General features: G+C 67.0%; 29 protein-coding genes and 1 pseudogene. 20 read left to right on the forward strand and 10 right to left on the reverse strand.

The genetic code is table 11. The features are described from left to right. From EN846_RS36565 to EN846_RS30325, 4 genes are all read left to right on the forward strand, one after another. A complete protein-coding gene (locus EN846_RS36565) occupies positions 1–189 on the forward strand; it encodes a DCC1-like thiol-disulfide oxidoreductase family protein (RefSeq protein ID WP_348630843.1) in 189 nt (62 codons plus the stop codon). Further along, positions 186–434 (forward strand): DCC1-like thiol-disulfide oxidoreductase family protein, encoded by a 249-nt coding sequence (locus EN846_RS36570; RefSeq protein WP_348630844.1) that lies wholly within the window; start codon positions 186–188, stop codon positions 432–434. Before EN846_RS36565 ends, EN846_RS36570 begins: the two co-directional genes overlap by 4 nt. Before the next feature lie 206 nt (positions 435–640). After that, on the forward strand, positions 641–1,009 hold the full coding sequence (locus tag EN846_RS30320) for a YciI family protein (RefSeq protein ID WP_127285448.1): 369 nt from the start codon (positions 641–643) through the stop codon (positions 1,007–1,009). 7 nt (positions 1,010–1,016) lie between these two features. Beyond that, positions 1,017–2,264 carry an RNA polymerase sigma factor gene (locus tag EN846_RS30325; RefSeq protein ID WP_128345997.1) on the forward strand — a complete coding sequence of 416 codons (1,248 nt, stop codon included), beginning with the start codon at positions 1,017–1,019 and terminating at the stop codon, positions 2,262–2,264. On the opposite strand, the gene EN846_RS30330 is transcribed toward EN846_RS30325, so the two are convergent. Further along, on the reverse strand, positions 2,261–2,749 hold the full coding sequence (locus tag EN846_RS30330) for a RidA family protein (protein ID WP_127393832.1): 489 nt from the start codon (positions 2,747–2,749) through the stop codon (positions 2,261–2,263). The two genes, EN846_RS30325 and EN846_RS30330, sit on opposite strands and share 4 nt — an antisense overlap. A 181-nt stretch (positions 2,750–2,930) precedes the next feature. Here EN846_RS30330 and EN846_RS30335 point away from each other — a divergent pair, with 181 nt between their 5' ends. Next, complete coding sequence (locus tag EN846_RS30335; protein ID WP_127393833.1) at positions 2,931–3,614, forward strand: TetR/AcrR family transcriptional regulator C-terminal domain-containing protein; 684 nt, start codon at positions 2,931–2,933, stop codon at positions 3,612–3,614. Between the two features lie 9 nt (positions 3,615–3,623). Here the strand turns inward: EN846_RS30335 and EN846_RS30340 are convergent, their stop codons facing one another. From EN846_RS30340 to hrcA, 6 genes are all read right to left on the reverse strand, one after another. Further along, positions 3,624–4,244: a glutathione S-transferase family protein gene (locus EN846_RS30340; protein ID WP_127393834.1), complete on the reverse strand. Its 621-nt coding sequence runs from the start codon at positions 4,242–4,244 to the stop codon at positions 3,624–3,626. 129 nt (positions 4,245–4,373) lie between these two features. Next, positions 4,374–5,354 (reverse strand): cysteine synthase A, encoded by a 981-nt coding sequence (gene cysK, locus EN846_RS30345; protein ID WP_127393835.1) that lies wholly within the window; start codon positions 5,352–5,354, stop codon positions 4,374–4,376. 195 nt (positions 5,355–5,549) lie between these two features. Beyond that, positions 5,550–6,167 carry a LysE family translocator gene (locus EN846_RS30350; protein ID WP_128274392.1) on the reverse strand — a complete coding sequence of 206 codons (618 nt, stop codon included), beginning with the start codon at positions 6,165–6,167 and terminating at the stop codon, positions 5,550–5,552. 326 nt (positions 6,168–6,493) lie between these two features. Then, a complete protein-coding gene (locus tag EN846_RS30355) occupies positions 6,494–7,843 on the reverse strand; it encodes a sorbosone dehydrogenase family protein (protein ID WP_135899048.1) in 1,350 nt (449 codons plus the stop codon). Positions 7,844–7,957: 114 nt separating this feature from the next. Beyond that, a complete protein-coding gene (locus tag EN846_RS30360; RefSeq protein WP_127284856.1) occupies positions 7,958–8,155 on the reverse strand; it encodes a hypothetical protein in 198 nt (65 codons plus the stop codon). 81 nt (positions 8,156–8,236) lie between these two features. Then, a complete protein-coding gene (hrcA, locus tag EN846_RS30365) occupies positions 8,237–9,319 on the reverse strand; it encodes a heat-inducible transcriptional repressor HrcA (protein ID WP_127284855.1) in 1,083 nt (360 codons plus the stop codon). A 136-nt stretch (positions 9,320–9,455) separates the two neighbouring features. Here hrcA and rph point away from each other — a divergent pair, with 136 nt between their 5' ends. From rph to EN846_RS30395, 5 genes are all read left to right on the forward strand, one after another. After that, a complete protein-coding gene (rph, locus tag EN846_RS30370) occupies positions 9,456–10,172 on the forward strand; it encodes a ribonuclease PH (protein ID WP_127284854.1) in 717 nt (238 codons plus the stop codon). Between the two features lie 184 nt (positions 10,173–10,356). Next, positions 10,357–10,767 (forward strand): VOC family protein, encoded by a 411-nt coding sequence (locus EN846_RS30380; RefSeq protein ID WP_127284853.1) that lies wholly within the window; start codon positions 10,357–10,359, stop codon positions 10,765–10,767. Beyond that, complete coding sequence (rdgB, locus tag EN846_RS30385; RefSeq protein WP_127284852.1) at positions 10,767–11,414, forward strand: RdgB/HAM1 family non-canonical purine NTP pyrophosphatase; 648 nt, start codon at positions 10,767–10,769, stop codon at positions 11,412–11,414. Before EN846_RS30380 ends, rdgB begins: the two co-directional genes overlap by 1 nt. Before the next feature lies 1 nt (position 11,415). Further along, positions 11,416–12,573, forward strand: coding sequence for a radical SAM family heme chaperone HemW (gene hemW / locus EN846_RS30390; RefSeq protein ID WP_127284851.1), 1,158 nt, complete (start codon positions 11,416–11,418; stop codon positions 12,571–12,573). Between the two features lie 59 nt (positions 12,574–12,632). Further along, entirely contained in the window at positions 12,633–12,953 is a 321-nt protein-coding gene (locus tag EN846_RS30395; protein ID WP_127284850.1) for a low molecular weight protein tyrosine phosphatase family protein, read from the forward strand. Here EN846_RS30395 and EN846_RS36115 read toward each other — a convergent pair. Further along, positions 12,931–13,209 carry a hypothetical protein gene (locus EN846_RS36115; protein ID WP_245493244.1) on the reverse strand — a complete coding sequence of 93 codons (279 nt, stop codon included), beginning with the start codon at positions 13,207–13,209 and terminating at the stop codon, positions 12,931–12,933. The genes EN846_RS30395 and EN846_RS36115 overlap by 23 nt on opposite strands. Here EN846_RS36115 and EN846_RS30400 point away from each other — a divergent pair. Next, positions 13,151–13,520: pseudogene (locus EN846_RS30400) on the forward strand (EamA family transporter). The gene EN846_RS36115 and the pseudogene EN846_RS30400 overlap by 59 nt on opposite strands. A 73-nt stretch (positions 13,521–13,593) precedes the next feature. On the opposite strand, the gene EN846_RS30405 reads toward EN846_RS30400, so the two are convergent. Further along, positions 13,594–13,788, reverse strand: a complete 195-nt coding sequence (locus EN846_RS30405; RefSeq protein WP_127393228.1) for a hypothetical protein — start codon at positions 13,786–13,788, stop codon at positions 13,594–13,596. A gap of 164 nt (positions 13,789–13,952) precedes the next feature. Between EN846_RS30405 and rsmI the strand changes: the two genes are divergently transcribed. Beyond that, on the forward strand, positions 13,953–14,861 hold the full coding sequence (rsmI, locus tag EN846_RS30410) for a 16S rRNA (cytidine(1402)-2'-O)-methyltransferase (RefSeq protein ID WP_127284847.1): 909 nt from the start codon (positions 13,953–13,955) through the stop codon (positions 14,859–14,861). Further along, the gene (locus tag EN846_RS30415; RefSeq protein WP_127284846.1) at positions 14,854–15,231 is read left to right on the forward strand and encodes a YraN family protein; all 378 of its coding nucleotides are present in this window, start codon (positions 14,854–14,856) and stop codon (positions 15,229–15,231) included. The genes rsmI and EN846_RS30415 overlap by 8 nt, the downstream gene beginning before the upstream one ends. A gap of 143 nt (positions 15,232–15,374) precedes the next feature. On the opposite strand, the gene EN846_RS30420 is transcribed toward EN846_RS30415, so the two are convergent. Further along, positions 15,375–16,181: an undecaprenyl-diphosphate phosphatase gene (locus EN846_RS30420; RefSeq protein WP_127287370.1), complete on the reverse strand. Its 807-nt coding sequence runs from the start codon at positions 16,179–16,181 to the stop codon at positions 15,375–15,377. A gap of 154 nt (positions 16,182–16,335) precedes the next feature. On the opposite strand from EN846_RS30420, the gene EN846_RS30425 reads away from it, so the two are divergent. The 7 genes from EN846_RS30425 (at position 16,336) to dapB (ending at position 24,418) form a co-directional block, all read left to right on the forward strand. Further along, positions 16,336–17,028 carry a glutathione S-transferase family protein gene (locus tag EN846_RS30425; RefSeq protein WP_127310994.1) on the forward strand — a complete coding sequence of 231 codons (693 nt, stop codon included), beginning with the start codon at positions 16,336–16,338 and terminating at the stop codon, positions 17,026–17,028. Continuing rightward, positions 17,009–18,163 carry a tRNA epoxyqueuosine(34) reductase QueG gene (queG, locus tag EN846_RS30430; protein ID WP_127390982.1) on the forward strand — a complete coding sequence of 385 codons (1,155 nt, stop codon included), beginning with the start codon at positions 17,009–17,011 and terminating at the stop codon, positions 18,161–18,163. Before EN846_RS30425 ends, queG begins: the two co-directional genes overlap by 20 nt. Continuing rightward, the gene (locus EN846_RS30435; protein ID WP_127390983.1) at positions 18,160–19,065 is read left to right on the forward strand and encodes an SDR family oxidoreductase; all 906 of its coding nucleotides are present in this window, start codon (positions 18,160–18,162) and stop codon (positions 19,063–19,065) included. The genes queG and EN846_RS30435 overlap by 4 nt, the downstream gene beginning before the upstream one ends. An 81-nt stretch (positions 19,066–19,146) precedes the next feature. Continuing rightward, complete coding sequence (gene mepA, locus EN846_RS30440) at positions 19,147–20,268, forward strand: penicillin-insensitive murein endopeptidase (protein ID WP_127390984.1); 1,122 nt, start codon at positions 19,147–19,149, stop codon at positions 20,266–20,268. Positions 20,269–20,598: 330 nt separating this feature from the next. After that, a complete protein-coding gene (locus EN846_RS30450; protein ID WP_127390985.1) occupies positions 20,599–21,618 on the forward strand; it encodes a glucokinase in 1,020 nt (339 codons plus the stop codon). Positions 21,619–21,743: 125 nt separating this feature from the next. Continuing rightward, positions 21,744–23,600 carry an ABC transporter ATP-binding protein gene (locus tag EN846_RS30455; protein ID WP_189379508.1) on the forward strand — a complete coding sequence of 619 codons (1,857 nt, stop codon included), beginning with the start codon at positions 21,744–21,746 and terminating at the stop codon, positions 23,598–23,600. Beyond that, positions 23,597–24,418, forward strand: coding sequence for a 4-hydroxy-tetrahydrodipicolinate reductase (gene dapB / locus EN846_RS30460; RefSeq protein ID WP_127390986.1), 822 nt, complete (start codon positions 23,597–23,599; stop codon positions 24,416–24,418). The genes EN846_RS30455 and dapB overlap by 4 nt, the downstream gene beginning before the upstream one ends. Positions 24,419–24,434 lie beyond the last annotated feature (16 nt).

Here is a 24,434-nt window from a genome sequence, read left to right on the forward strand (position 1 = left end):
ATGATTGACCTGCCCGAACCGAAGCGTCCCCTTCCTCCGCCGCAAGCTTACGATGCAACCCAGCCGCTGATCGTCTTCGACGGCGTCTGCGTGTTCTGCTCGGGTTTCGTGCGGACGGTGGTGCGGTTCGACCGCCGGAAGCGCTTCCGCTTCGCTACGGCGCAGTCGCCGTTCGGCGAAGCGCTGTGACCGACAGCTACGATACCAGCCTCACCCTGATCGACGGAAAGGCTTTCACCCAACTGGACGGCTTCATCGCCGTGATGGCCGAGCTTGGCTGGCCATGGCGCGCGGCGAAGGTTTTGCTCGCCCTGCCGCGGCCGCTGCGCGACTGGTTCTACGACCGCATCGCCAAGAATCGCTACGCCCTGCTCGGCAGGACGGACAGCTGCGAGCTCCCGTCGCCGGAACTGCGGGAGCGGCTGATCGGCTAGAATCCCGCCAGGGCTGGTGGGGGCCCGGCCGGCGGCGAGATTCGGCCCCCCGACAATCCTCGCAGATTCACGGATCATCGCCGCCCGCTTGCGCGAGGCGCCGCGCGGGTCGAAAGATTTTCGCAGCACCTGTCGAAATCCGCCTGGCCCAGGCGACATTGGTCAGGCCGGCGATGACGCGGCCTTCGAGAAAACGGGAGAAGACCATGCGATACATGCTTTTAATCTACGCAAACGAAGCCGCGATGGCGACCGCGCCGAGCGAGAAGACCTACCAGATCAGCGCCGCCTATGGCGCCTATACCGAGGCTTTGAAGAAATCCGGCGCCTGGCTCGCCGGCGACCGGCTGCGGCCGACGCAATCCGCAACGGCGGTGCGCACGGCAGACGGCAAGACCAATGTGCTCGACGGCCCCTATGCCGACACCAAGGAGCAGCTCGCCGGCTTCTACATGATCGAGGCCGAGGACGCCGATGCGGCCATCGCCTGGGCGGCGCGCTGCCCGGGCGCCAGCGCCGGCACGATCGAGGTGCGGCCGATCTGGGAAATGAGCGACTATCCCTCCGCGAATTGACCCAGTGATGGACAATCGCCCGGAGATCGCGCGGGCGGCGGCGGAAGCGGCCGCCCGGCAAAGCTACGGCAAGCTGGTCGCCTTTCTCGCGGCGCGCACGCGCGATGTCGCCGGCGCCGAGGACGCGCTGGCGGATGCCTTCGCGGCGGCGCTCGAGCGCTGGCCGCAGACCGGCGTGCCCGAAAAGCCGGAAGCCTGGCTGCTCGCGGTGGCGCGCCGACGAGGCGTCGACGCGGTGCGGCGGCGGCAGACCGGCGAGGCGGCGCGCGATCATCTCAAGCTGATCGCCGAGGAGGTGGAGGCCCGCATGACCGACGAAGAGCTGCCGGACGAACGGTTGCGGCTGATGTTTGCCTGCGCCCATCCGGCGATCGAGGCCAGCGTGCGCGCGCCGCTGATCCTGCAGACCATCCTTGGCTTCGACGCGGCGACCATCGCTTCGGCCTTCCTGGTCTCGCCGGCGACGATGGGCCAGCGCCTGGTGCGCGCCAAGACGCGCATCCGCGAGATCGGCATTCCGTTCCGGGTGCCGGAGCGGGCCGAGCTCGGCGAGCGGCTGGGCGCGGTGCTGGAGGCGATCTACGCCGCCTTCGCCGAAGGCTGGACCGATCCTGCCGGCACCGAGACGCGGCGCCGCAACCTCGCCACCGAGGGCATCTGGCTCGGCCGGCTGGTGGCCTCACTGATGCCGGACGAGCCGGAGGCGGTGGGGCTGTTGGCGCTGATGCTGTTCGCCGAAGCGCGGCGGGCGGCGCGGCGCAGCCCGGACGGAGACTTCGTGCCGCTTGCCGAGCAGGACACCGCGCTCTGGGACGACACGCTGATCGACGAGGCGGAAGACCTGCTCGAACGTGCCGCCGCCAAGGAGATCATCGGCCGCTACCAGCTGGAGGCGGCCGTGCAATCGGCCCACACGGCGCGGCGGCGCGGCGGCCGCACCGACTGGGCAGCGATCCGCCAGCTTTACGACGCGCTGCTGGCCCTCGCCGGCTCGCCTGTCGTGGCGATCAACCGCGCCGTGGCGATCGCCGAGGATGAGGGCGCGGCGGCCGGGTTGGCGGCGCTGTACGTGCTGGGTGACGACAAGCGGCTGGATGACTATCAGCCCTATTGGGCTGCCCGCGCCGGCCTGCTGGCGAGGCTCGGCACGACCGGATTGGCGGCCGAGGCTTACGACCGCGCGATCGGCCTCGAACGCGACCCGGCCGTGCGCCGCTTCCTGCAGGAAAAGCGGGCGAAGCTCACGATGCTCTAATCAAGCACGACCACGGCCTCCACCTCGAACAGCATGGGGTCGATCGCCAGCTTGGGAACGGGAACCAGCGTCTGCGCCGGCAGCGCCTTGCCGAACATGTCCTTGACGTTGCTGGTCAGCACCTCGAGCTTGGACATGTCGTGATCGACCACGAAGACCGTGAGCTTGGCGACCTGATCGGGTTTCGCGCCAATCCCCTCCAGCGCGGCGCGCAGGTTCGCATAGGCCTGTTTCACCTGGACGGCGAAGTCCGGCGACAAGGCGCCCGTGCTGTCCTGGCCGCCCTGCCCGGAAATGTAGGCGACCCGTGCTCCCCGGGGCATGATCACCGCCGTGCTGTAGCCATTCGGCGACGGGTCGTGGAGGTTTCGCGGATTGACGATGGCCAGCTTGCGATCGTCCTCGTTCGCTGCCGTCGCAGCGGGAACTCCGATGGTCATGATGATTAGCCCTCCGATGAGCAGGTGCTTGATTGAGCGTGGCATGAGTTTCTCTTGGCTCCGCGGGCTGCGAGCAACGCACCCACGATCGCAATTCGGTTCATCGCCGCACGCGACTCGTACGGCGTGCGAGTCATCCTATGGTACGATGTACGAGTCAACCGCGCGGCATCGACATTCCTGACGTTGCCTGCCAGAATCGCGGCTCGACACGCGAGGAAGATGAATGGCAGCCAAACGCGGCGGCGCCCGAAGCAACCGGTCTCAGCGGCCAGGTCAGCCGCCCCGGCCCGCGGGCGAACCGCCTCTGTCCCGGCAACGTATCGTGGCCACTGCGGTGGAGTTGCTGGACGCGCAAGGGATCGACGGATTGACGATGCGTCGGCTGGCCGATCACCTCGGCTCGGGCGTGATGAGCCTGTATTGGCACGTCGACAGCAAGGAGGATGTCTTCGATCTGGCGCTCGACGCGGTGCTCGAATATCGCGGATCGCCGCAAGAACCTCAGTCCGAAGACTGGCGCGGCGAGATCGTTCACATACTCGAGGACTGGCGCGCCAGCATGCTCAGCCATTCCTGGTCGGCATCGCTGTTGCCGCGCCGGGCGCTTGGCCCGAACATCCTCAGTCGGCTGGAACTGCTGGGCAAGGCATTGTCCAGGGCCGGCGTGGCGGACGCGGACATCAACGCCGCGATATGGTCGCTCTGGAACTATGTGATGGGCGCCACCATCACCCGGGCGAGCTTCGACCTGTCGGACGACGACAGGGCCGCCGCGCAGCAGCGCCTCACCCGTCTCAGTGAGCGCTACGCGACAATCGAACGCTCCCGGCTGCTGTTGGACGACGACTGGGATGGCGCTTTCCGCAAAGGCCTCGGTTTCCTGCTCGACGGCCTCGCGCCAGGATAAACGTCCCGCTCACCACATCGCGTGGGCGGCATTCAGTTTGCGGATCAGGTCATGATCGCGCAGCCTGGCCCAAAGGCGCTCGATATCGGTCCAGGCGGCGGCGACCTTGCCGATCTCGGGATGCCAGGCCGCCAGCATGACCAGGTAGACGTCGGCCAGCGACAGCCGCTCGCCGACCAGCCAGTCGCGGCCGGCGAGGGCCTTATCGAGGATGGCAAAGCCGCGATCCATCTCGGCCAGCGCGGCCTGCTTCACCGCCTCCACGCCGTCCGGCGCCGCGGTGTAGCGATGGGCATAATAGAAACGCAGCCCCGCCGGGTAGAGGACCGACGACATGAAGGCCATCCAGCGCAGGAAGTCGGCGCGGGCGGGTGAGCCCGCCGCCGGCGCCAGTCCGGCTTCCGGATGGCGCTCGGCGAGCAGGATGCAGATCGCCGCCGACTCGGTGATCGAACGGCCGTCCGGCAAGGTCAGCACCGGCACCTGGTTCAACGGGCTGATGTCGAGGAAGGCCTGGTCGGGCGGGTCCTTCTTCGGCACGTCGACCTGGTCGAACGGCGCGCCCGCCAGGGCAAGGGCCGCCTCGACGACGAAGCCGCCGCTGCCGGGGCGCGTGTAAAGTCTGTACATGAATCCTCCCAATGGCCGCGCGGGCCGCGGGAGATTTGCACCGGAAGACGCGCGGCGCTCAAGCGCCAGGCTGACGCCACACGGGTTTTTTCAGCGGTCCAGCGTCCCGCGAGGGTCGGTCGAGGCTGCTTAAGCCCCCAGCCCGTCGAACAGGATCGTCGACAGGTAGCGCTCGGCGAAGGACGGGATGACGACGACGAGGGTCTTGCCCTTGTTCTCCGGCCGCGAGCCGACGACGATCGCCGCCTGGAGTGCTGCGCCCGACGAGATGCCGACCGGCACGCCTTCGAGGCGGGCGACGAGCCGCGCATTGGCGACCGAATCCTCGTTGGAGACCCTGACGATCTCGTCATAGATCGTGGTGTCGAGGATCTTCGGCGCGAAGCCGGCGCCGATGCCCTGGATCTTGTGCGGGCCGGGCTGGCCGCCGGACAGCACCGGCGAAGCCTCCGGCTCGACGGCGACGACGTGCAGCGAAGGCTTGCGCTTCTTCAGCACCTGGCCGACGCCGGTGATGGTGCCGCCGGTGCCGATGCCGGAGACGAAGATGTCGACCTCGCCCTGGGTGTCGTTCCAGATCTCCTCGGCCGTGGTGCGGCGGTGGATCTCCGGGTTGGCCGGATTCTCGAACTGCTGCGGAATGATGGCGTCGGGCAAGGTGGCGGCAAGCTCATCGGCCTTGGCGATGGCGCCCTTCATGCCCTTGGGACCTTCGGTCAGCACCAGTTCGGCGCCGAGCAGCGCCAGCATCTTGCGCCGCTCGACCGACATCGTCTCCGGCATGGTCAGGATCAGCTTGTAGCCCTTGGCGGCGGCGGCGAAGGCGAGCGCAATGCCGGTGTTGCCGGAGGTCGGCTCGATCAGCGTCGTCCTGCCGGGGGCGATCCTGCCGGAGGCTTCCAGCGCCTCGATCATGGCAACGCCGATACGGTCCTTGACCGAGGCGATCGGGTTGAAGAATTCGAGCTTGGCCAGGAGATTGGCGACTACGCCGTTCTCCTTGGCGAACTTGTCGAGCCGCACCAGGGGCGTGTCGCCGATCGTCTCGGTGATCGAATTGAAGACGCGGCCGCGGCCGGGCACGCGCGCGGAGGTGACGGGCTTGTTCATTGTTTCGCTCCCAGGTCAGGCAGGCAATTGCATCAAGCGACAGAATAGGGCTTTCAGCCGCGCAAGATAGGCTGCCGGCCGAAAATATCCGAGTGGGGCGCGTGCTGAAAACGCTGCCGCCCCGGAAAAGCATTTTCCGGATCGGCCCGTTTCCGGAATGCTTTCCCCGAAATGGCGACCGGTTGAGATTGCAGCCTATTGACGGGCGGCGATGGCGGCCGCCGCGCCAACCATGAAACCGGCGGCGGTGCGGTTCAGCGCCTTCAGCGCGCGCGGCGACTTGAGGAACCAGCGCGCCTTGGCGGCCAGCGCCAGATAGGGCACCAGCACCACCAGCAGGACGAGGACGGTGAGCGTGACCAGGATGCCGTAGTCGGCGAGCGTCACCGCCTTCAGGTCGACGATGGTCGGCGTGATGGCGATATAGAAGATCATCGTCTTCGGATTGCCGAGCGTCACCGTCAGGCCGGCCAGGAAGGAGGCGGCGAGCCCGCCCTTGCCCTTGCGCGCCTCGACAGTCTCCGGCGTGATGCCGCTGGTCCAGAAGCGCCAGCCGAGGAAAGCGAGATAGGCGACACCCGCCCATTTGATGGCAAGAAAAACCATGCCGAAGGTCTGCGCGACGAAGGCGAGGCCGAGCATGACGGCGGTGAGGTAGGTGAGGTCGCCGAGGATCAGGCCGAACGACATCGCCAGCGACGAGCGGAAGCCGGAACCCAGCGCCCGCGCCACAAGCGCGGTGACGCCGGGACCCGGAATGGCGGCGGCGATGCCGAGAGCTGCACTGTAGGCGAGGAATCCGGTGAGCGTCATGGATAAGGTTCCAGATCGGAGGGTCTTATCGCATGGAACAGGCGAGGGTTGAATTCCCTCACGGTCGGAATCCATTGCACCAGACCATCGTGGTCTTCGCCTTACAAGGCTAACTGACGGCCCGAGGCTTGATTGCCACGTCGTTCCCCCAATCCGTCGCGGCTACGCCGCGCCACCTTTCCCCCCTCCGGAGGGAAAGGAAGGGAGCCTTGCTTGGCGAGCGTTGACTGCAAAAAAGCTTGGCGCCTTTCCTCTCCCCCGTCGATCGGGGGAGAGGTGGCTCGGCGAAGCCGAGACGGAGTGGGGGTCGACCAGCGTAAGGTTTCTCAGGACCGGCCGTCGCCGTAAGTAACACGCCAGATGGTGCCGTTGCCGTCCTCGGTCAGGATCAGCGCACCGTCCTTGGCGACGGTGACGCCGACCGGCCGGCCCCAGACGTCGTCGTCGGAGATGACGAAGCCGGTGGCGAAATCCTCATACTCGCCGGTCGCCTTGCCGTCCTTGAATTTCAGCCGCACCACCTTGTAGCCGGTGCGCACGCCGCGATTCCAGGAGCCGTGCAAAGCGACGAAAGCATCGCCCCAGTAGTCGGCCGGGAAGCTGCCGCCCTCATAGAAGGCGATGTTGAGCGGCGCCGAATGCGCCTGCAGCAGCACGTCGGGAACGGTGACCTTGCCGGCAAGATCGGGGCGCGCGCCCACGTGGCGCGGGTCCTCGTTGTCGCCGATATAGTACCAGGGCCAGCCGTAGAAGCCGCCCTGCCTGACCGTCGTCGCGTATTCGAACGGCACGTTGTCGCCGAGCTCGTCGCGCTCGTTGACCACGCACCAGAGCGCGCCCGTCTGCGGCTGCACGGTCATGCCGGAGCAGTTGCGCAAGCCGGTGGCGAAGCTGCGCCGGTTGTTCCCGTCCGGATCGAAGGCCAGCACGTCGGCGCGGCCTTCCTCCGGGCCCCAGGTGGCGCCGAGCGGCGCCGACGTCGCCCATTGCTCGAGCCCGCCTTCCGGCTCGGCGCCCATGTCCTCGGCGACGTTGGAGCCCGATCCGACCGACAGATAGAGCGTCTTGCCATCAGGCGAAAAGGCGATGTCGCGCGTCCAGTGATGGTTCGCGGGGATGTCCGGGACGATGGTTTCCGGCTTGCCTTCGGCCTTCAGGTCGCCGTCGCGATAGGCGAAGCGCACGACGCTGTTGCTGTTGGCGACATAGACCCATTGCGGCTTGTCGCCCGGCGGATAGAAGGCGATGCCGTAGGGCCGGGTCAGGCCGGTGGCAAAGATCGCCTCCTGCGCCGGGCTGGCGCTGCCTTCGGCGAGGCGATAGACGCGGATCTGGCTGGCCTTGCTGTCGGCGACGAACAGGTCGCCATTGGGCGCCGCGCGCACGACCCGCGGATTGTCGATGCCCGACGCGACGAGTTCGATGGAAAAGCCTGATGGCACGAGCGGCCTGGCGCCTTCCGGCCGATCCGCCAGGCCGGCGCCGTTCGACGCGGAGCGGCTGACATAGGGCTTTTGCAGATCATCCGGCCTGATCAGCCGGCGCACGCCAGGCCTGTCGGCCTTCCAGTCGCCGAAGGCCTTCTTGCCAGTCAGCACCGGCTCGCCGGCCTGCTGGGCAGAGGCCGTCGTTACAAGCAGCAAGGCGGCAGCCGCAAGACCGGCAAATCGGATCATCCTGGCCTCCAGGGGTTTCGGCCCCGACCGCGGCGCCGTCGCGAATGGTGAACGGGCGGATGCGGCGGTCGTTCCGCCTGGGACACCAGGCACACGCCGATTTGAGGGATGGTTTCAGCTGCCTTCGGCGTAGAAATCATCGTCCAGGCGCTTTTCCAGCTCGACCAGATCGGCCGGCAGCGGCAGGCCCATGGCGCGCAATTCCTGCAGCTTCTCGCGCAGCTGCTCCTGAATCTCGTGCTGGTCCTCGGGCTGGTTGACCATTTCCTCGAGCAGCAGGCTGATCTGGGCCTTGAGCGATTCCAGCGCCATTCTTTTGCTCCCTTGCTGCTTGTGCCTTCCAGGGTGTGTTGAGATCCAGGTCAGGCCGGTCTCACCCGGATATCGCACACCTTACCGCAACATGCGCGAAATCAGCTGCGCGGTATAGTCGACCATCGGCACGATGCGGGCGTAGTTCAGCCGCGTCGGGCCGATGACGCCGAGCGCGCCGACGACGCGGGCATCCTTGTCGCGATAGGGCGCCACCACCAGCGACGAGCCCGACAGCGAAAACAGCTTGTTTTCCGAGCCGATGAAGATGCGCACGCCCGGCCCTTCCTCGGCGAGGTCGAGCAGCTGGATCAGCCCGTCCTGCGTCTCCAGATCCTCGAACAGATGCCGCAGCAACTCGATGTCGGCCTGGGCGGTGACGTTTTCGAGCAGATTGGCGCGGCCGCGCACGATGAGGCGCGCCGGCAGGCCGCTTTCCGCACCGGCCCAGACGGCGAGACCCTTTTCGACCAGGTCCTGCGACAGCGTGTCGAGGGCCGCCCTGGTCTCGTCCTTGATGCGGGCGATCTCGACGCGCGCCTCGGCCAGCGTGCGGCCGCGGATATGGGCGTTGAGGAAGTTGGACGCCTCGTGCAGCTGCGAGACGGTGGTGCCGGCGGGCAGGTCGACGACGCGGTTCTCGACATCGCCGTTCTGCGACACCAGCACGGCCAGCGCCTTGGTCGGCTCGAGCTGGATGAATTCGATGTGCTTCAGCGCCACCTCGTTCTTGGCGGCGAGCACCAGGCCGGCGCCGCGCGACATGCCCGACAGCATCTGGCTGGCCTCGGTCAGCATGTGTTCCAGCGACGCGCCGGAGCCGGAGGCGCGCACCTGCGCCTCGATGATGCGGCGCTCGTCGTCGGAGAGGTCGCCGAGCTCCATGAAGGCGTCGACGAAGAAGCGCAGGCCGGTCTGCGTCGGCAGGCGGCCGGCCGAGATGTGCGGCGCGTAGATCAGGCCGAGATGCTCGAGGTCGCTCATCACGTTGCGGATGGTGGCGGGCGACAGCGAGGAGGGCAGGATGCGCGACAGGCTGCGCGAACCGACGGGCTCGCCATCCCTGAGATAGGATTCAACGATGCGCCTGAAGATGTCGCGCGAGCGCATATCGAGCGATTGAAGCACGGGCGACTGCGATGCCGGATCGACTGCCTTGGTCATTCGGGCCAAAAACCTCCGGTTCAAATATAGACTTAGCCGGTGCCCGCGCAACCCGGTCCATTTTCCTTTGCGCCATGCGCCGCATGCGTCTACAAGCCGGCCACGAATCCTTAAAAACCAGAGACAAGAGGCCTCGATGCGCCCCTCCAAACGCCAATCCGACGAAATGCGCGCCATCTCCTTCGAGCGCGGCGTCTCCAAGCACGCCGAAGGCTCGTGCCTGGTGAAGTTCGGCGACACGCATGTTCTGTGCACGGCCAGCCTGGAGGAAAAGGTGCCGGCCTGGATGCGCAATTCCGGCAAGGGCTGGGTGACGGCCGAATACGGCATGCTGCCGCGCTCGACCGGCGAGCGCATGCGGCGCGAGGCCTCCGCCGGCAAGCAGGGCGGCCGCACGCTCGAGATCCAGCGGCTCATCGGCCGTTCCTTGCGCGCCGTGGTCGACCTGCAGGCGCTGGGCGAGCAGCAGATCACCGTCGACTGCGACGTCATCCAGGCCGATGGCGGCACCCGCACCGCCTCGATCACCGGCGGCTGGGTGGCGCTCCATGACTGCCTGCGCTGGATGGAAGCCCGCCAGATGGCCAGCGTTTCCAAGGTGCTGAAGGACCACGTCGCGGCGATCTCGTGCGGCATCCATGACGGCCAGCCGGTCATCGATCTCGACTATCTCGAGGATTCCTCGGCCGGCACCGACGCCAATTTCGTCATGACCGGCAAGGGCGGCATCGTCGAGATCCAGGGTACTGCCGAGGGCGAGCCGTTCTCGGAGGACCAGTTCGCGGCGCTGATGAACCTGGCCAAGAAGGGAATTTCGCGCCTGGTGAGTTTGCAGCAGATGGCGGTGGCGTAGGTTTTCGAATGCCGAGCCTGGGCCCCCCTCTCTGGCCTGCCGGCCATCTCCCCCTCAAGGGGGGAGATTGGAAGCTTCCACGCCGGCCCCCATCTGGCTACGCCGGTGATTGGCTGAGGCAATCGATACAGCCAATCTCCCCCCTTGAGGGGGAGATGCCCGGCAGGGCAGAGAGGGGGGCTTCGTGATACCCTCCGCGATCCTTGAATCGGCGCTCTACGTCACAGACTTGCATGGCGCCGAAGCCTTCTATTCCGACATCCTCGGCCTCGAACTGATCGCCAGGGTCGAAGGCCGCCATGTCTTCTTCCGCTGCGGGACCGGCGTGCTGCTGCTGTTCAACGCCGAGGCGACCAAAATCCCGCCGGCGCCGGACGCCAGGCTGAAGGTGCCGGCGCATGGCACGGTGGGCGAGGGCCATCTCTGCTTTGCCGCCAGCGCCGACGAGATCGCCGGCTGGCGCGAGCACCTCGCGGCACGGAACATCGCCATCGAAAGCGACTTCGAATGGCCGCAAGGCGGGCGCTCGATCTACTTTCGCGACCCCTCGGGCAATTCGATCGAATTCGCCGAGCCAAGGATCTGGGGCCTGTGATGCATTCTTTGAACGGACACAAGATCGTCGTCGCCAGCCACAATGAGGGCAAGCTGCGCGAGTTCGCCGACCTGATGGCGCCGTTCGGCTTCGAGGCGAAATCGGCCAAGGAATACGGCCTGCCCGAGCCGGACGAGACCGGCACGACGTTCGAGGAGAACGCCTACATCAAGGCATATGCCGCGGCCAAGGCCACCGGCCTGCCGGCACTGTCCGACGATTCCGGCCTCTGCGTCGACGCGCTCGACGGCGCGCCCGGCGTCTACACCGCCAACTGGGCCGAGACGCCCGACGGCAGCCGCGACTTCGGCATGGCCATGCAGCGCACGGAAGTGGCGCTGCAGGAGGTCGGCGCGGCCGAAGCTGCGCAGCGCACGGGCCGTTTCGTCGCGGTCATCTGTCTGGCGTTTCCCGACGGCGAGGCCGAATATTATCGCGGTGAGGCTGAAGGCACGCTGGTGTGGCCGCCGCGCGGCACGCTCGGCTTCGGCTACGATCCGGTGTTCCTGCCCAATGGGTTCGAAAAGACCTTCGGCGAGATGAGCGCCGAGCAAAAACACGGCTGGAAGCCGGGCCAGCCGACGGCGCTGTCGCACCGCGCCCGCGCCTTCCAGAAATTCGCGCGCGCCAGGTTGGGATCGGCCTGAGATGCTGCTCGACCGCAGCCCCGGCTTCGGCGTCTACATCCACTGGCCGTTCTGCGCGGCCAAGTGCCCCTATTGCGACTTCAACAGCCATGTCCGCCATCAGCCGGTCGACCAGGAGCGTTTTGCGCGCGCGTTCGCCACGGAGCTGGCGACCATGCGCGCCCGCACCGGACCGCGCGAGGTGACCAGCATCTTCCTCGGCGGCGGCACGCCGTCGCTGATGAAGCCGGAGACGGTGGCCTCCGTGCTGGATGCGGTGGCGAGGAACTGGACGGTGCCTGATGGCATCGAGGTGACGCTGGAGGCCAACCCGTCCTCGGTCGAGGCCGAGCGCTTCCGCGGCTATCGCGCCGCCGGCGTCAACCGCGTGTCGCTCGGCGTACAGGCGCTGAACGACAAGGACCTGCGCTTCCTCGGCCGGCTGCACAATGTCGAGGAGGCGCTGCATGCCATCGGGCTCGCGCGCGAGATCTTTCCGCGCCTCTCCTTCGACCTGATCTATGCGCGGCCCGACCAGACGCCGGAGGCTTGGCGAGCCGAGCTCGAGCAGGCCATCGGCCATGCCGCCGACCATCTGTCGCTCTACCAGCTCACCATCGAGGAAGGCACGCCGTTCCACGCGCTGCACGCGGCGAAGAAGTTCACCATTCCCGACAACGACCATGCCGCCGATCTCTACGCGCTGACGCAAGAGGTGACCGCCGCGCATGGGCTGCCGGCCTACGAGATTTCCAACCACGCCAGGCCTGGCGCGGAAAGCCGGCACAATTTGACCTACTGGCGCTACGGCGAATATGTCGGCGTCGGCCCCGGCGCGCATGGCCGTTTCGTCGAGAACGGGCGCCGCACGGTCACCATCGCCGAGAGGATGCCGGAAACCTGGGCAAATCTGGTCGAGGCCAAGGGCCATGGCGTCACCGGCGGCGAGATTTTGACGCGTTCCGAGGAAGCCGACGAGTTCCTGTTGATGGGGCTGCGGCTGGCCGAAGGCATCGATCTTGCGCGCTACGAGGCGTTTTCCGGACGCGGCCTGTCAAGCGCGCGACTGGCGGTGCTGCAGGAAGAGGGGCTTGTCGCGCCGGTCGGCAATTCCCGGCTGCGCGCCACGACGGCCGGCATGATCGTGCTCGATGCCGTGGTGGCGGACCTGGCGCGCTGAGCATGATCCCGAAAAGTGGAAGCCGGTTTTCGGACAAGATCATGCTTGAGTAAAAGCCCTTGAAGAACATCCTCTTCGTATGCAGCCAGAACCGCTTGCGCAGCCCGACGGCCGAGCAGGTGTTTTCCAAACGAAGGGATATCGAGGTCGCCTCGGCCGGCACCAATCACGATGCCGACAATCCGCTGACGCATGAGCTGGTCGCCTGGGCCGACATCATCTTCGTGATGGAAAAGGCGCACCGCGCCAAGCTGCAGAAGAAATTCAAGGCGAGCCTGAAGCGGGCAAGGGTCATCTGCCTCGACATTCCGGACAATTACGAGTTCATGGACCCGGAGCTGGTGCGGCTGCTCGAGGCTAAGGTGCCGCGATATCTGTAAAGAAGCGGTGTGCCAGCGCTGATGGCGCAGCCAATCTCCAAGCCCTGCCGATTGCGCTTCTGGTGGTGCGCGTTTCGCGGTATCCGGTTAACGCAATTGCGGACAGAAAACCGACAAGGCCACCCGAAATGAACCTGACCGCTTCTTCCTGGCAATTCTGGGCGCTGCTGTCGGCGGCTTTCGCGGCGCTGACGGCGATTTTCGCCAAGGTCGGCATCGAGACCATCAATTCCGATTTTGCCACCTTGATCCGCACCGCCATCATCCTGGGTCGTGCTCGCGGCCATTCTCGCCGCCAGCGGCCAGTTCCAGCCGTTGGCATCGATCTCCGGAAAAACGTGGCTGTTCCTCGGTCTTTCCGGATTGGCTACCGGCGCCTCGTGGCTCTGCTATTTCCGCGCGCTGAAAATCGGCAACGCGGCGCAGGTGGCGCCGATCGACAAACTAAGCGTCGTGCTTGTGGCGGTGTTTGGCGCGGTCTTTCTCGGCGAGCGCCTCTCCGGAGCGAACTGGCTTGGCGTCGGCCTTATCGCGGCGGGGGCGGTGCTGGTCGCCTATCGGGGCTAGCGGCACGCCTTCGCGGCTGTTCCTGGTTTCGAGACGGGTGATGAAAATATCGAAGCGATTGGGCATCGTCCGGTCAGTGCTCCGTCGTGCTATCGGTTGCGGCCTTGAGCCTGGTCTTCGGCCGGCGGCGCAAACGCCGCTTGCCGGCCTCGGTTTTACCGGCGGCGTCATCGGCGCTGGCCGGCAGGCACTTGTCCCTTCGCATGGCGAAACGCTTGCGGCCCGCATAATAGGGCTCGAAAACGTCCTGAATCTTCAGGCTATCCATCCTGTGCCTCCCCGAGACTCACACATGCGAGACTCACGGATAAAATTCGCCGGTGACGGTTTCGTTCCGCACTATGGCAAAGGCATGGCGGGCGACATTACTTCGTCGTCACGTTTTGCAACCGGGCATCAGCCGTGCCAAACAGGCTGCATGGAGGACCAAGGGTGACCGGCGACAAACGCAGCTATGTGATCGGGCAGACCGAGATCGCGGCGCGGCCGCTCGCGCCGGCGCTCTATCTGGTGGCGACGCCGATCGGCAACCTCGCCGACATCACGCTGCGCGCGCTGGAGACGCTGGCCGCCGCCGACATCGTCGCCTGCGAGGACACGCGCGTGTCGCGCGTGCTGCTGGAGCGCTACGGCATCCGCCGCCGCACCACCGCCTATCACGATCACAATGCACCCGAGGCCGGACCGAAGCTGATCGCGGCGCTCGAGGCCGGGCAGAGCGTGGCGCTGATCTCGGACGCCGGGACGCCGCTGGTCTCCGATCCCGGCTACCGGCTGGTCGGCGAGGCGCTCGACCGTGGCATCCGCGTCGTGCCGATCCCCGGCCCGTCGGCGGCGCTGGCGGCGCTGACCGCGTCCGGCCTGCCTTCCGACGCCTTTCTTTTCGCCGGGTTCCTGCCGGTGAAGACCGGCCAGCGGTTGACGAAACTTGAGAGCTTCAGGCAGGTGCCGGCGACGCTGATCTTCTTCGAGTCGCCCAGGCGGCTGGCCGAGACGCTTGCGGCGATGGCCGAGGCGCTGGGCGGCACACGCCGGGCGGCGATCGGCCGCGAGCTGACCAAGGCCTTCGAGGAGACGCGGACCGGCACGCTGCGGGCTCTTGCCGAGCACTATGCGGCGGCCGACACGCCCAAGGGCGAGATCGTCATCTGCGTCGGTCCCGCCGAGGCCAAGGCCGACGAACCTGAAGACATCGACCGGCTGCTGTTGTCGCTCGCCGCCGAAATGCCGGCCTCCAAGGCGGCAGCGGAAGCGGCGAAGATGACCGGCGGCCAGAAGCAGGCGCTCTACCGGCGGCTGCTCGAGCTCAGGGACACCTCGGCAGAGGGCAGCGGTGGCTGAGCGCCCGGCCGCCAGCCGCCTGAAAGCCTATCGGCGCGGCCATCGCGGTGAATGGCTGGCGGCGCTGGCGCTGATGCTGAAAGGCTACCGGATCCTGGCGCGGCGCCACCGCACAAGGTTCGGCGAGATCGACCTGATCGCCAGGCGCGGCGACCTGGTGCTGTTCGTCGAGGTCAAGGCGCGGCGCACGCTGATGGAAGCGATGGAGGCGATCGCCTACGAATCGGAGCGCCGCATCGAGAGCGCCGCCGACCTCTGGCTGTCGCGCCAGCCCGACTATGGCAGACTGTCGGCGCGCTTCGACATGGTGGCCGTGCTGCCCTGGCGCTGGCCGGTGCATGTCGAGAACGCGTTTTATGGAAGGAATTGAAGGCCTTACCCTCCCCCTTGTGGGGAGGGTCGGCGAGCAAGCGACGCGCAGCGTCGTTGGCGAACCGGGGCGGGGGTTGGCGCTGACCCCCACCCCGATCCGCTATGCGGATCGACCCTCCCCACAAGGGGGAGGGTGGGCGCTTACCCCCAGATCATCAGCGCCACCAGCCCGAGCCCGCCGACCACCAAGCGCCACCAGCCGAACAGCGAATAGCCGTTGCGCGAGACGTAATCGAGCAGGAAGCGGACGACGAACAGCGCGGTGACGAAGGCGGCGACGAAGCCGATGGCGATGATCGGCAGGTCGGCCGAGGTCAGCACGTTGCGGTTCTTGAACAGGTCGAAGGCGAAGGCGCCGACCATGGTCGGGATGGCGAGAAAGAAGGAGAATTCCGCCGCCGCGCGCTTGTCGACGCCGAGCAGCAGCGCGCCGACGATGGTCGAGCCGGAGCGCGAGGTGCCGGGGATCAGCGACAGGCACTGGAACAGGCCGATCTGCAGATAGAGCCGCGTCGGGAAGCGCTCGACGTCGCGATAGACGGGCTTGAGGTTCATCCGATCGACCAGAAGCAGGACGACGCCGCCGATGATCAGCATGATGCAGATCAGCCGCGGCGATTCGAACAGGATGGTCTTGATGAAGTCATGCGCCAGCGCGCCGATGATGGCCGCCGGCAGGAAGGCGATGAGGATGCCGATGACGAAATGCCTGGTCAGCCGGTCGTGCGGCAGTTCGAGCAGCATCTGCCACAGGCGTTTGAAATAGACGCTGAGGATGGCGAGGATGGCGCCGAGCTGGATCAGGATCTCGAAGGCCTTGCCGGTCGAATGGAAGCCGAGGAAATGGCCGGCGAGCAGGATGTGGCCGGTCGAAGACACCGGAATGAACTCGGTCAGGCCCTCCAGCAGGCCGAGCAGCAGCGCTTCGACGATGGTCTGGCTATCCATGGCAACCTCGGGATTGGGACTCAAAGAAGGGCTTGCTTGTCATGGCGCGGAAGTCCCCCTATAGGTCGCAGCACCCTGACGGTCCGCTTTGCGGGCGGCCAAGACTTACCGGCGCGGCCGGCGATTCGCCAGTGCGCCTTATTATCGCGGGACCATGCTGACGCTCTTCCACCACCCGATGTTCGCCTCCTGCCGGTTCGTGCGCCTCGCCTTCGGCGAATATGGCGAGGAGCTGGCGCTGATCGAGGAAAAGCCGTGGACGCGGCGCAAGGAGTTTTTGGCGCTGAACCCGGCCGGAACCTTGCCGATCCTGCTTGCCGAGGGCGACGTGCCGATCGTCGGCGCGATGGTGATCGCCGAGTATCTCGACGAGACGCGCGGCGTGCTGAAGCGCGACAAGCGGCTGTTCGCCGAGGACCCGATGGAGCGCGCCGAGATCCGCCGGCTGACCGACTGGTACCTGAACAAGGCCGAGAGCGAGGTGACCCGCCACCTGGTGCGCGAGCGCGTGCTGAAGCCGATCATGCCGGAGACGGCCGGCGGCGGCTCGCCCGATTCGGCGGCGATCCGCGCCGCCCGCGCCAACATCCGCCAGCACATGAAGTACACCAACTGGCTGGCCGGCACCCGCCACTGGCTGGCCGGCAGCAGGGTGACCTATGCCGACCTCGCGGCGGCGGCCGCACTTTCGGTGCTCGACTATCTGGGGGAGATCGACTGGCGCGAGCACACCGCGGCGCGGGAATGGTATACAAGGGTGAAGTCACGGCCCTCGTTCCGGCCACTTCTGTCCGACCGGGTGCGCGGCCTGTCGCCGGTGTCGCATTATGCGGACCTCGATTTCTAAGACCGAAAACCTGCGCGCGCTGATCGACGGCGAGGCCAGGCGCGCCGGTTTCGACGCCGTCGCCGTCACCAGGCCCGATGCCATCCCGCTGGCGCCGGCCAGGCTCGCCGAATTCGTCGCCGACGGTTTTCATGGCTCGATGGGCTGGATCGCCGAGACGATCGAACGCCGGGCCGAACCATCGATGCTGTGGCCCGAAGTGCGCTCGATCGTCGTGCTGGCCATGAATTACGGGCCGGACCACGATCCGCGCAAGCTGCAGGCAAGGCGCGACCGCGGCGCAATCTCGGTCTATGCGCAGAACCGCGACTATCACGATATTATGAAGGGCCGGCTGAAGGAGATCGCCGGCAAGATCGTGGCAAAGGCCGGCGGCGACGTGAAAGTGTTCGTCGACACCGCGCCGGTGATGGAAAAGCCGCTCGCCGAGGCCGCCGGCCTCGGCTGGCAAGGCAAGCACACCAATCTGGTCAGCCGGCAACACGGCTCGTGGCTGTTCCTCGGCACCATCTTCACCACGGCGGAGTTGGAGCCCGACACGGCGGAGCAGGACCATTGCGGCTCTTGCCGCGCCTGCCTAGACGCCTGTCCGACCGACGCTTTTCCGGCGCCCTACCGGCTCGACGCGCGGCGCTGCATCTCCTACCTCACCATCGAGAGCAAGGGGCCGATCCCGCGCGAATTCCGCGACAAGATCGGCAACCGCATCTATGGCTGCGACGATTGTCTCGCCGCCTGCCCGTGGAACAAGTTCGCCCGCACCGCCTCGGAGGCGAAGCTTGCCGCGCGCGCGGATTTGCGCGAGCCGCCGCTGGCGGAGCTGCTCAGCTTCGGCGACGCGGCCTTCCGCAGCTTTTTCTCGGGTTCGCCGATCAAGCGCATCGGTCGCGACCGTTTCATCCGTAATGTGCTGATCGCCGCCGGCAATTCGGGCGATGCCGCGCTGGCGGGGGCAGTCCGTGCCTTGCTGGGCGACGCCTCGCCGCTGGTGCGAGGTGCGGCCGTCTGGGCGCTGTCCAGGCTTCTACCCGACACCGAGTTCGCCGAGCGCGCCGCCACCGCCCTGGCAACCGAAGATGACATGACGGTGCGCGACGAATGGCTGTCGGCGCAGCCAGCAAAGGTCCATGCATGAGTGAAAAGCAGTTCTTCGTCTTTGGCGCCGGCTATTCCGGCAAGGCCTTCGCCCGCGCCAGCCGGGATGGGGTGACAATCCGCGGCACGACGCGCTCGCCGGAGAAGTTCGCGGTGCTCGGCCAGGCCGGCATCGCGCCGCTGCGCTTCGACGGCGCGCTGACGGCCGAGATCGGCGAGGCCTTGAAAACGACCACCCATTTGATCGTCTCGGTGGCGCCGGAAGAGGCCGGCGATCCGGTGCTCGGCGCCGCGCGCGAGGCGATCGCAGCGATGCCGGCCCTGGAATGGATCGCCTATCTCTCCACCGTCGGCGTCTATGGCGACCATGGCGGCGGCTGGGTGGACGAGAGGGCCGAGTGCCGACCGGTGTCGAAGCGCTCGGTGATGCGGGTGGCCGCCGAACAGGAGTGGCTGAAGCTCGGCCAGGAGATCGGCCGGCCGGTGGCGATCCTGCGCCTCTCCGGCATCTACGGTCCGGGCCGCAACGCGCTGGTCAACCTGGCCGACGGCACCGCCAGACGGCTGGTCAAGCCCGGCCAGGTGTTCAACCGCATCCATTGCGACGACATCGCCGGCGCGCTCTGGCATTTGGCCGGGAAAAATAGCGGCGGCATCTTCAACGTCACCGACGACGAGCCGGCGCCGCCGCAGGATGTCGTCGCCTATGCCGCCGGCCTGATGGGCGTCGAGCCGCCGCCGGAAATCGCCTTCGAGACGGCGCAGCTTTCGCCGATGGCGCGCTCCTTCTACGGCGAGAACAAGCGCGTCTCCAACGCCGCGATCAAGGCGGCCGGCTATCGCTTTGCCTTCCCCGACTACCGCTCGGCCCTCGACCAAATGTGGGCGGACGGCAGCTGGCGCGAGGGCGAGCCGCGCAGCCCGATGAAACGCGCTGATTAAAGCGCGGCGCCGGGCATGCTATGATTCGCGTCGCGGCCGCTCTCGAGGCTCGGCGGCGCGACAGGAGAGGGATGCGGCTTCATGGTGACCTCGTTGCGATCATTGCCCGTCAGACGGCCGTTCCTGACGGCGACGCTGGCGATCCTGGCGCTGGCCGGGCTGGCGGCGAGCGCGCTAACGGCAGAGCCGCGGGCAAAAGACCTGTTCGGGGCCGAGAAGCTGCCGGCGGTGGCGGCGGCGCAATCCTTCGGCTTCTATTCCAAGGGCTGCTTCGCCGGCGGCGTCGCCATTCCGATGGACGGACCGAGCTGGGAAGTGATGCGCCCCTCGCGCAACCGCCGCTGGGGCCATCCGGCGATGATCGCGCTGATCGAGAAGCTGGCGCGCGACGCGCATGCCGACGGCTGGCCCGGCCTTCTGATCGGCGACATCTCGCAGCCGCGCGGCGGGCCGATGCTGACCGGCCACGCGTCGCACCAGATCGGCCTCGACGCCGACATCTGGCTGACGCCGATGCCCAGCCGGCCGCTGTCGATGGCGCAGCGCGAATCGATGAGCGCCACCCTGATGGTCGACGAAAAGACGCATCTGGTGAAGGACGCGCTGTGGACGACGCGGCACACGCAACTGTTGAAGCGCGCGGCGAGCTATCCCGAGGTCGAGCGCATCCTGGTCAATCCGGGCATCAAGAAGAAACTGTGCGACACGGTGAAGGGCGACCGTTCCTGGCTGCGCAAGATCCGGCCGTTCTGGGGCCACGACTATCATTTCCACATGCGCATCGGCTGCCAGCCTGGCTCGCACGGCTGCAAGGCGCAGGAAGCGACGCCGGCCGATGACGGCTGCGGCAAGCCACTGGCCTGGTGGTTCACCGCGGAGCCCTGGCGCCCCAACAAGAACCCGGACGCACCGAAGGCGCGCGACATCATGACGATGGCGAACCTGCCGAAGGAATGCCGGGCGGTGCTCGACGCGCCAAACCCGGCTTCGGCGGAAGCCGTCACCTATCATGGCGACGGCCTACCGATCGCGGGGAACGACCTGCCGATCGCGGCCGCCGAGCCGCCTGCCGAACCGCCTGCCGAGTCGTCGGCGGAAGCGACGGTGCCGGTTGGCGCGGCTACCATGCCGGCCTCGGCAAGCGCTTTTGCGCCGACCCCGAAAATCGGCATTCCACTGCCACGGCCAAGGCCGGAAAACTGACGCCAGGCATTCCGGGCTAATTGTCGAAGCAGGCGCCGCCCCTCATCGCCCTGCCGGGCACTTCTCCCCGTATAGCGACGGGGAGAAGGGGGCACGCCGCAGCGCCGGCGCCCTTTCCGCAACGCTGATGATTGGCGAAATCGGCGATGACAGCGTCCCTCTCCCCGTCACTATACGGGGAGAGGGTCCCGGCAGGCAGGTGAGGGGCGGCGCAGACGTTGAAAAGGTACGGAATTCAAGCCTGACGCCGAAGCTGCTTTCCCTTTACAAGTCCATGCGATAGTCAACGAATGACAGCGGCAGATGGCCGGAACAGAACGAAAGAAGAGCATGGCAGGTGAAGACGAGACAACGCTGCGGTTTCCGGTCCTGATCGGCGACATCGGCGGCACCAATGCGCGCTTCTCGATCGTGCTCGACGCCAATTCGGACCCGACCGAGCCGCAGATCGTCCAGACCGCCAATTTCAACACCATCGACGAGGCGATCCAGGCGGCGGTGCTCGACCGTTCCTCGGTGCGGCCGAATTCGGCCGTGCTGGCGATCGCCGGGCCGGTCGACGGCGACGAGATCCCGCTCACCAATTGCCCCTGGGTGGTCAAGCCGAGGCAGATGTTCGCCAATCTGGGCCTGAGCGAGGTCGTCGTGCTCAACGACTTCGAGGCGCAGGCGCTGGCCGTCGTCGCGCTCGGCGAGGAGCATATGGAGAAGATCGGCGGCGGCACGCCGGAGCCGAACGCCAGCCGCGTCGTGCTCGGCCCCGGCACCGGCCTCGGCGTTGCCGGGCTGATCCATGCGCTCAACCACTGGATACCGGTGCCCGGCGAAGGCGGACACATGGATATCGGCCCGCGCTCGCCACGCGATTTCCAGGTTTTCCCGCATATAGAGCGGCTCGAAGGCCGCGTTTCCGGCGAGCAGATCCTGTGCGGGCGCGGCCTGGTCAATGTCTACCGCGCGGTGGCCAAGGCCGACGGCAAGCCGGCGCCGTTCAGCGCGCCGGCCGAGATCACCGGCGCGGCGCTGGCGAAGTCCGACCCGGTGGCGGAGGAGGCGCTTTCGCTGTTCGTCACCTGCCTCGGCCGCACCGCCGGCGACCTGGCGCTGGTGTTCATGAGCCGGGGCGGCGTCTTTCTCACCGGCGGCATCGCGCAGAAGATCGTGCCGGCGCTGAAAGCGGGCAATTTCCGCGCCGCTTTCGAGGACAAGGCGCCGCACAGCGCCTTGCTGCGCGCGATGCCGGTCTATGTCATCACGCATCCGCTGGCGGCGCTTCTCGGCCTCGCCGCCTATGCCAGGAATCCCTCGCTGTTCGGCGTGCAGACGGCGGGGCGGCACTGGCGGGTGTAGCGCTTCGCGCCCTGGTTGTCGGATCGCGAATCGCGCCGCGACGAAGTTTCGCCATAGGCAAGCCGCGACGGGAACGCTAAGAGGGGTGCCGAATTTCCAGACGGAACCACGGAACGACCCTCGATTTGAACCAGCTTCAACACCAAGCGATAGCCCGGCCCGGCGAGACCTGGGCGGTGCTGCGCCGCATCATCGCCGAAAACGGCCGCGAATACCGCTCAGCCTACATCTTCGCCACCCTGTGCCTGCTGACCGTGTCCGCAACGACGGCCTTCACCGCCTGGGTGATGAGCCCGGTCGTCAACCAGATCTTCTATGAGCGACGCGGCGATCTGATCGTGCTGATCTGCGCCGGGATCATGGGCTCCTTCACGCTGCGCGGGCTGGCCACCTATGGCCAGGCGGTGACGCTGGCGCGGATCGGCAACAATCTGGTGGCGAGCTATCAGCGCCGCATCTTCGACCACCTGATGAAGCTCGGCGTCGGCTTCTTCAACGACACCCGTTCGGGCCAGCTCGCCGCGCAGGTCAACGAGAACATCAACGGCATCCGCGACCTGTTGTCGATGACGCTGACCTCGATCGCGCGCGACGGCGTGACGCTGCTCGGCCTCATCTGCGTCATGATCTACCAGGATCCGCTGCTGTCGCTGTCGTCGCTGCTGATCGGACCGCCGCTGATCTACACCGTCGTCTATCTGATGCGCCGCGTACGCCGCATCGCGCGCGAATCCGTGCAGATCAACTCGCGGCTGATCGGCGCCATGCAGGAGGCGACGCAAGGCATCGCCATCGTCAAGGCGTTCACCATGGAGGGCGAACTGGCGCGCCGCATCGGCAAGCTCGCCGAGAGTGCCGAGCAGCGGGGCAACAAGATCGCTCGCGTCTCGGAGCGGCTGACGCCGATTTCCGACATGCTGGCCGGCCTCGCCGTCACCGGCGTCATTGCCTATTCCGGCTACCGGGCGCTGGTCCTCGGCCAGCCGCCGGGCGCGGTGTTCTCCTTCATCACGGCGCTGATCCTGGCCTATGATCCGGCGCGGCGTCTGGCGCGCATGCAGGTTGGCATGGAGCGGTCGCTGGTCAATGCGCGCATGATCTACGAGCTTCTCGACCAGCAGCCGCAGCAGGGCGATGCGACCGGCGCGGTCGAGGCGAGGATCACCACCGGCGAGGTGCGTTTCAATAATGTCTCGTTCGGCTATGCCGCCGACGCGCCGGTGCTCAAGGAATTGAGCTTTACCGCCGCCGCCGGCAAGGTGACGGCGATCGTCGGCGCATCCGGCGCCGGCAAGTCGACGCTGGTGGCGCTGCTGCAGCGCTTCTACGATGTCGAGGCCGGCAGCATCGAGGTTGACGGCCAGGACATTTCCAGGCTGACGAAGCATTCGCTTCGCAGCTCGATCGCCTATGTCTCGCAGGGGCCCTATTTGTTCGAGGGCACGATCCGCGACAACATCCGCTATGGCCGGCTTTCGGCCACGGATGCGGAGATCGAATGGGCGGCAAAGCAGGCGGCGGCGGACGAGTTCATCCGCCAGCAGCCGCAAGGCTACGACACGCCGGTCGGCGAGAACGGCGTGACGCTGTCGGGCGGACAGCGCCAGCGCGTCTCGATCGCCCGCGCCATCGTGCGCCAGGCGCCGATCCTTTTGCTCGACGAGGCTACCTCAGCGCTCGACAACGAGGCTGAGGCGCGTGTCCAGGAAGCGCTGACCCACGTCATGGAAGGGCGCACGACCATCGTCATCGCGCACCGGCTGTCGACCGTGGTCAATGCCGACCACATCATCGTGCTGGAAGAGGGCCGGCTGGTCGAGGAAGGCACCCATGCCTTGCTGATGGCCGATCCGCACAGCGTCTATGCCCGTTTCCACCGGGTGCAGGGCAAGAAGGGTTTGGGGCTTGTCGACGACGCCAAGCCCATCCAAACTCCGCCGCCGCGCAGCCGCGCGAAGAGGGCGGTCGGGAGAGAGGCATGAGCGATACGGGCGATATGGGCCTGGTGGTGGTGGGCGCGGCCGGCCGCATGGGCCAGACGCTGATCCGCGCCATCCACACGATGCCGGGGGCGCGCGTCGCCGGCGCGGTCGAGCGGCCGGGATCGCCCTATCTCGGCAAGGACGCCGGCGAGCTCGCCGGCATCGGCATCATCAACGTGCCGATATCGGACGATCCGCTGCCGGCTTTCGCCAAGGCCGACGGCGTGCTCGATTTCACCGCGCCCGCCGCGACCGTCGAATTCGCCGGCTACGCGGCGCAGGCGCGCATCGTCCATGTCATCGGCACCACCGGCTGCTCGGCGGACGACAATGCGAAAATCGCGGCCGCGGCGCGCCACGCGACGATCGTCAAATCAGGCAATATGAGCCTCGGCGTCAATCTGCTGGCGGTGCTGGTGGAGCAGGCTGCGCGCGCGCTCGACGGCGACGATTTCGACATCGAGATCCTGGAAATGCACCACCGCCACAAGGTCGACGCGCCTTCGGGAACGGCGCTTCTGCTCGGCGAAGCGGCGGCGGCTGGCCGCGACGTCCCGCTTGCCGGCAACGACGTGCGCGTGCGCGACGGCCATACCGGCGTGCGCAAGCCGGGCACGATCGGCTTCGCCACGCTGCGCGGCGGCTCGGTGGTCGGCGACCACTCGGTGGTGCTGGCCGGCACCGGCGAGCGCATCACGCTGTCCCACCATGCCGAGGACCGGGCGATCTTCGCGCGCGGAGCCGTAAAAGCCGCGCTCTGGGCCCGCGCGAAGAAGCCCGGACTTTATTCGATGCGGGACGTGCTCGGCCTGAGCTGAGGCGGCCTCTTCCAAT

This window comes from Mesorhizobium sp. M4B.F.Ca.ET.203.01.1.1, assembly GCF_004791025.1.
Lineage (GTDB): Bacteria > Pseudomonadota > Alphaproteobacteria > Rhizobiales > Rhizobiaceae > Mesorhizobium > Mesorhizobium abyssinicae.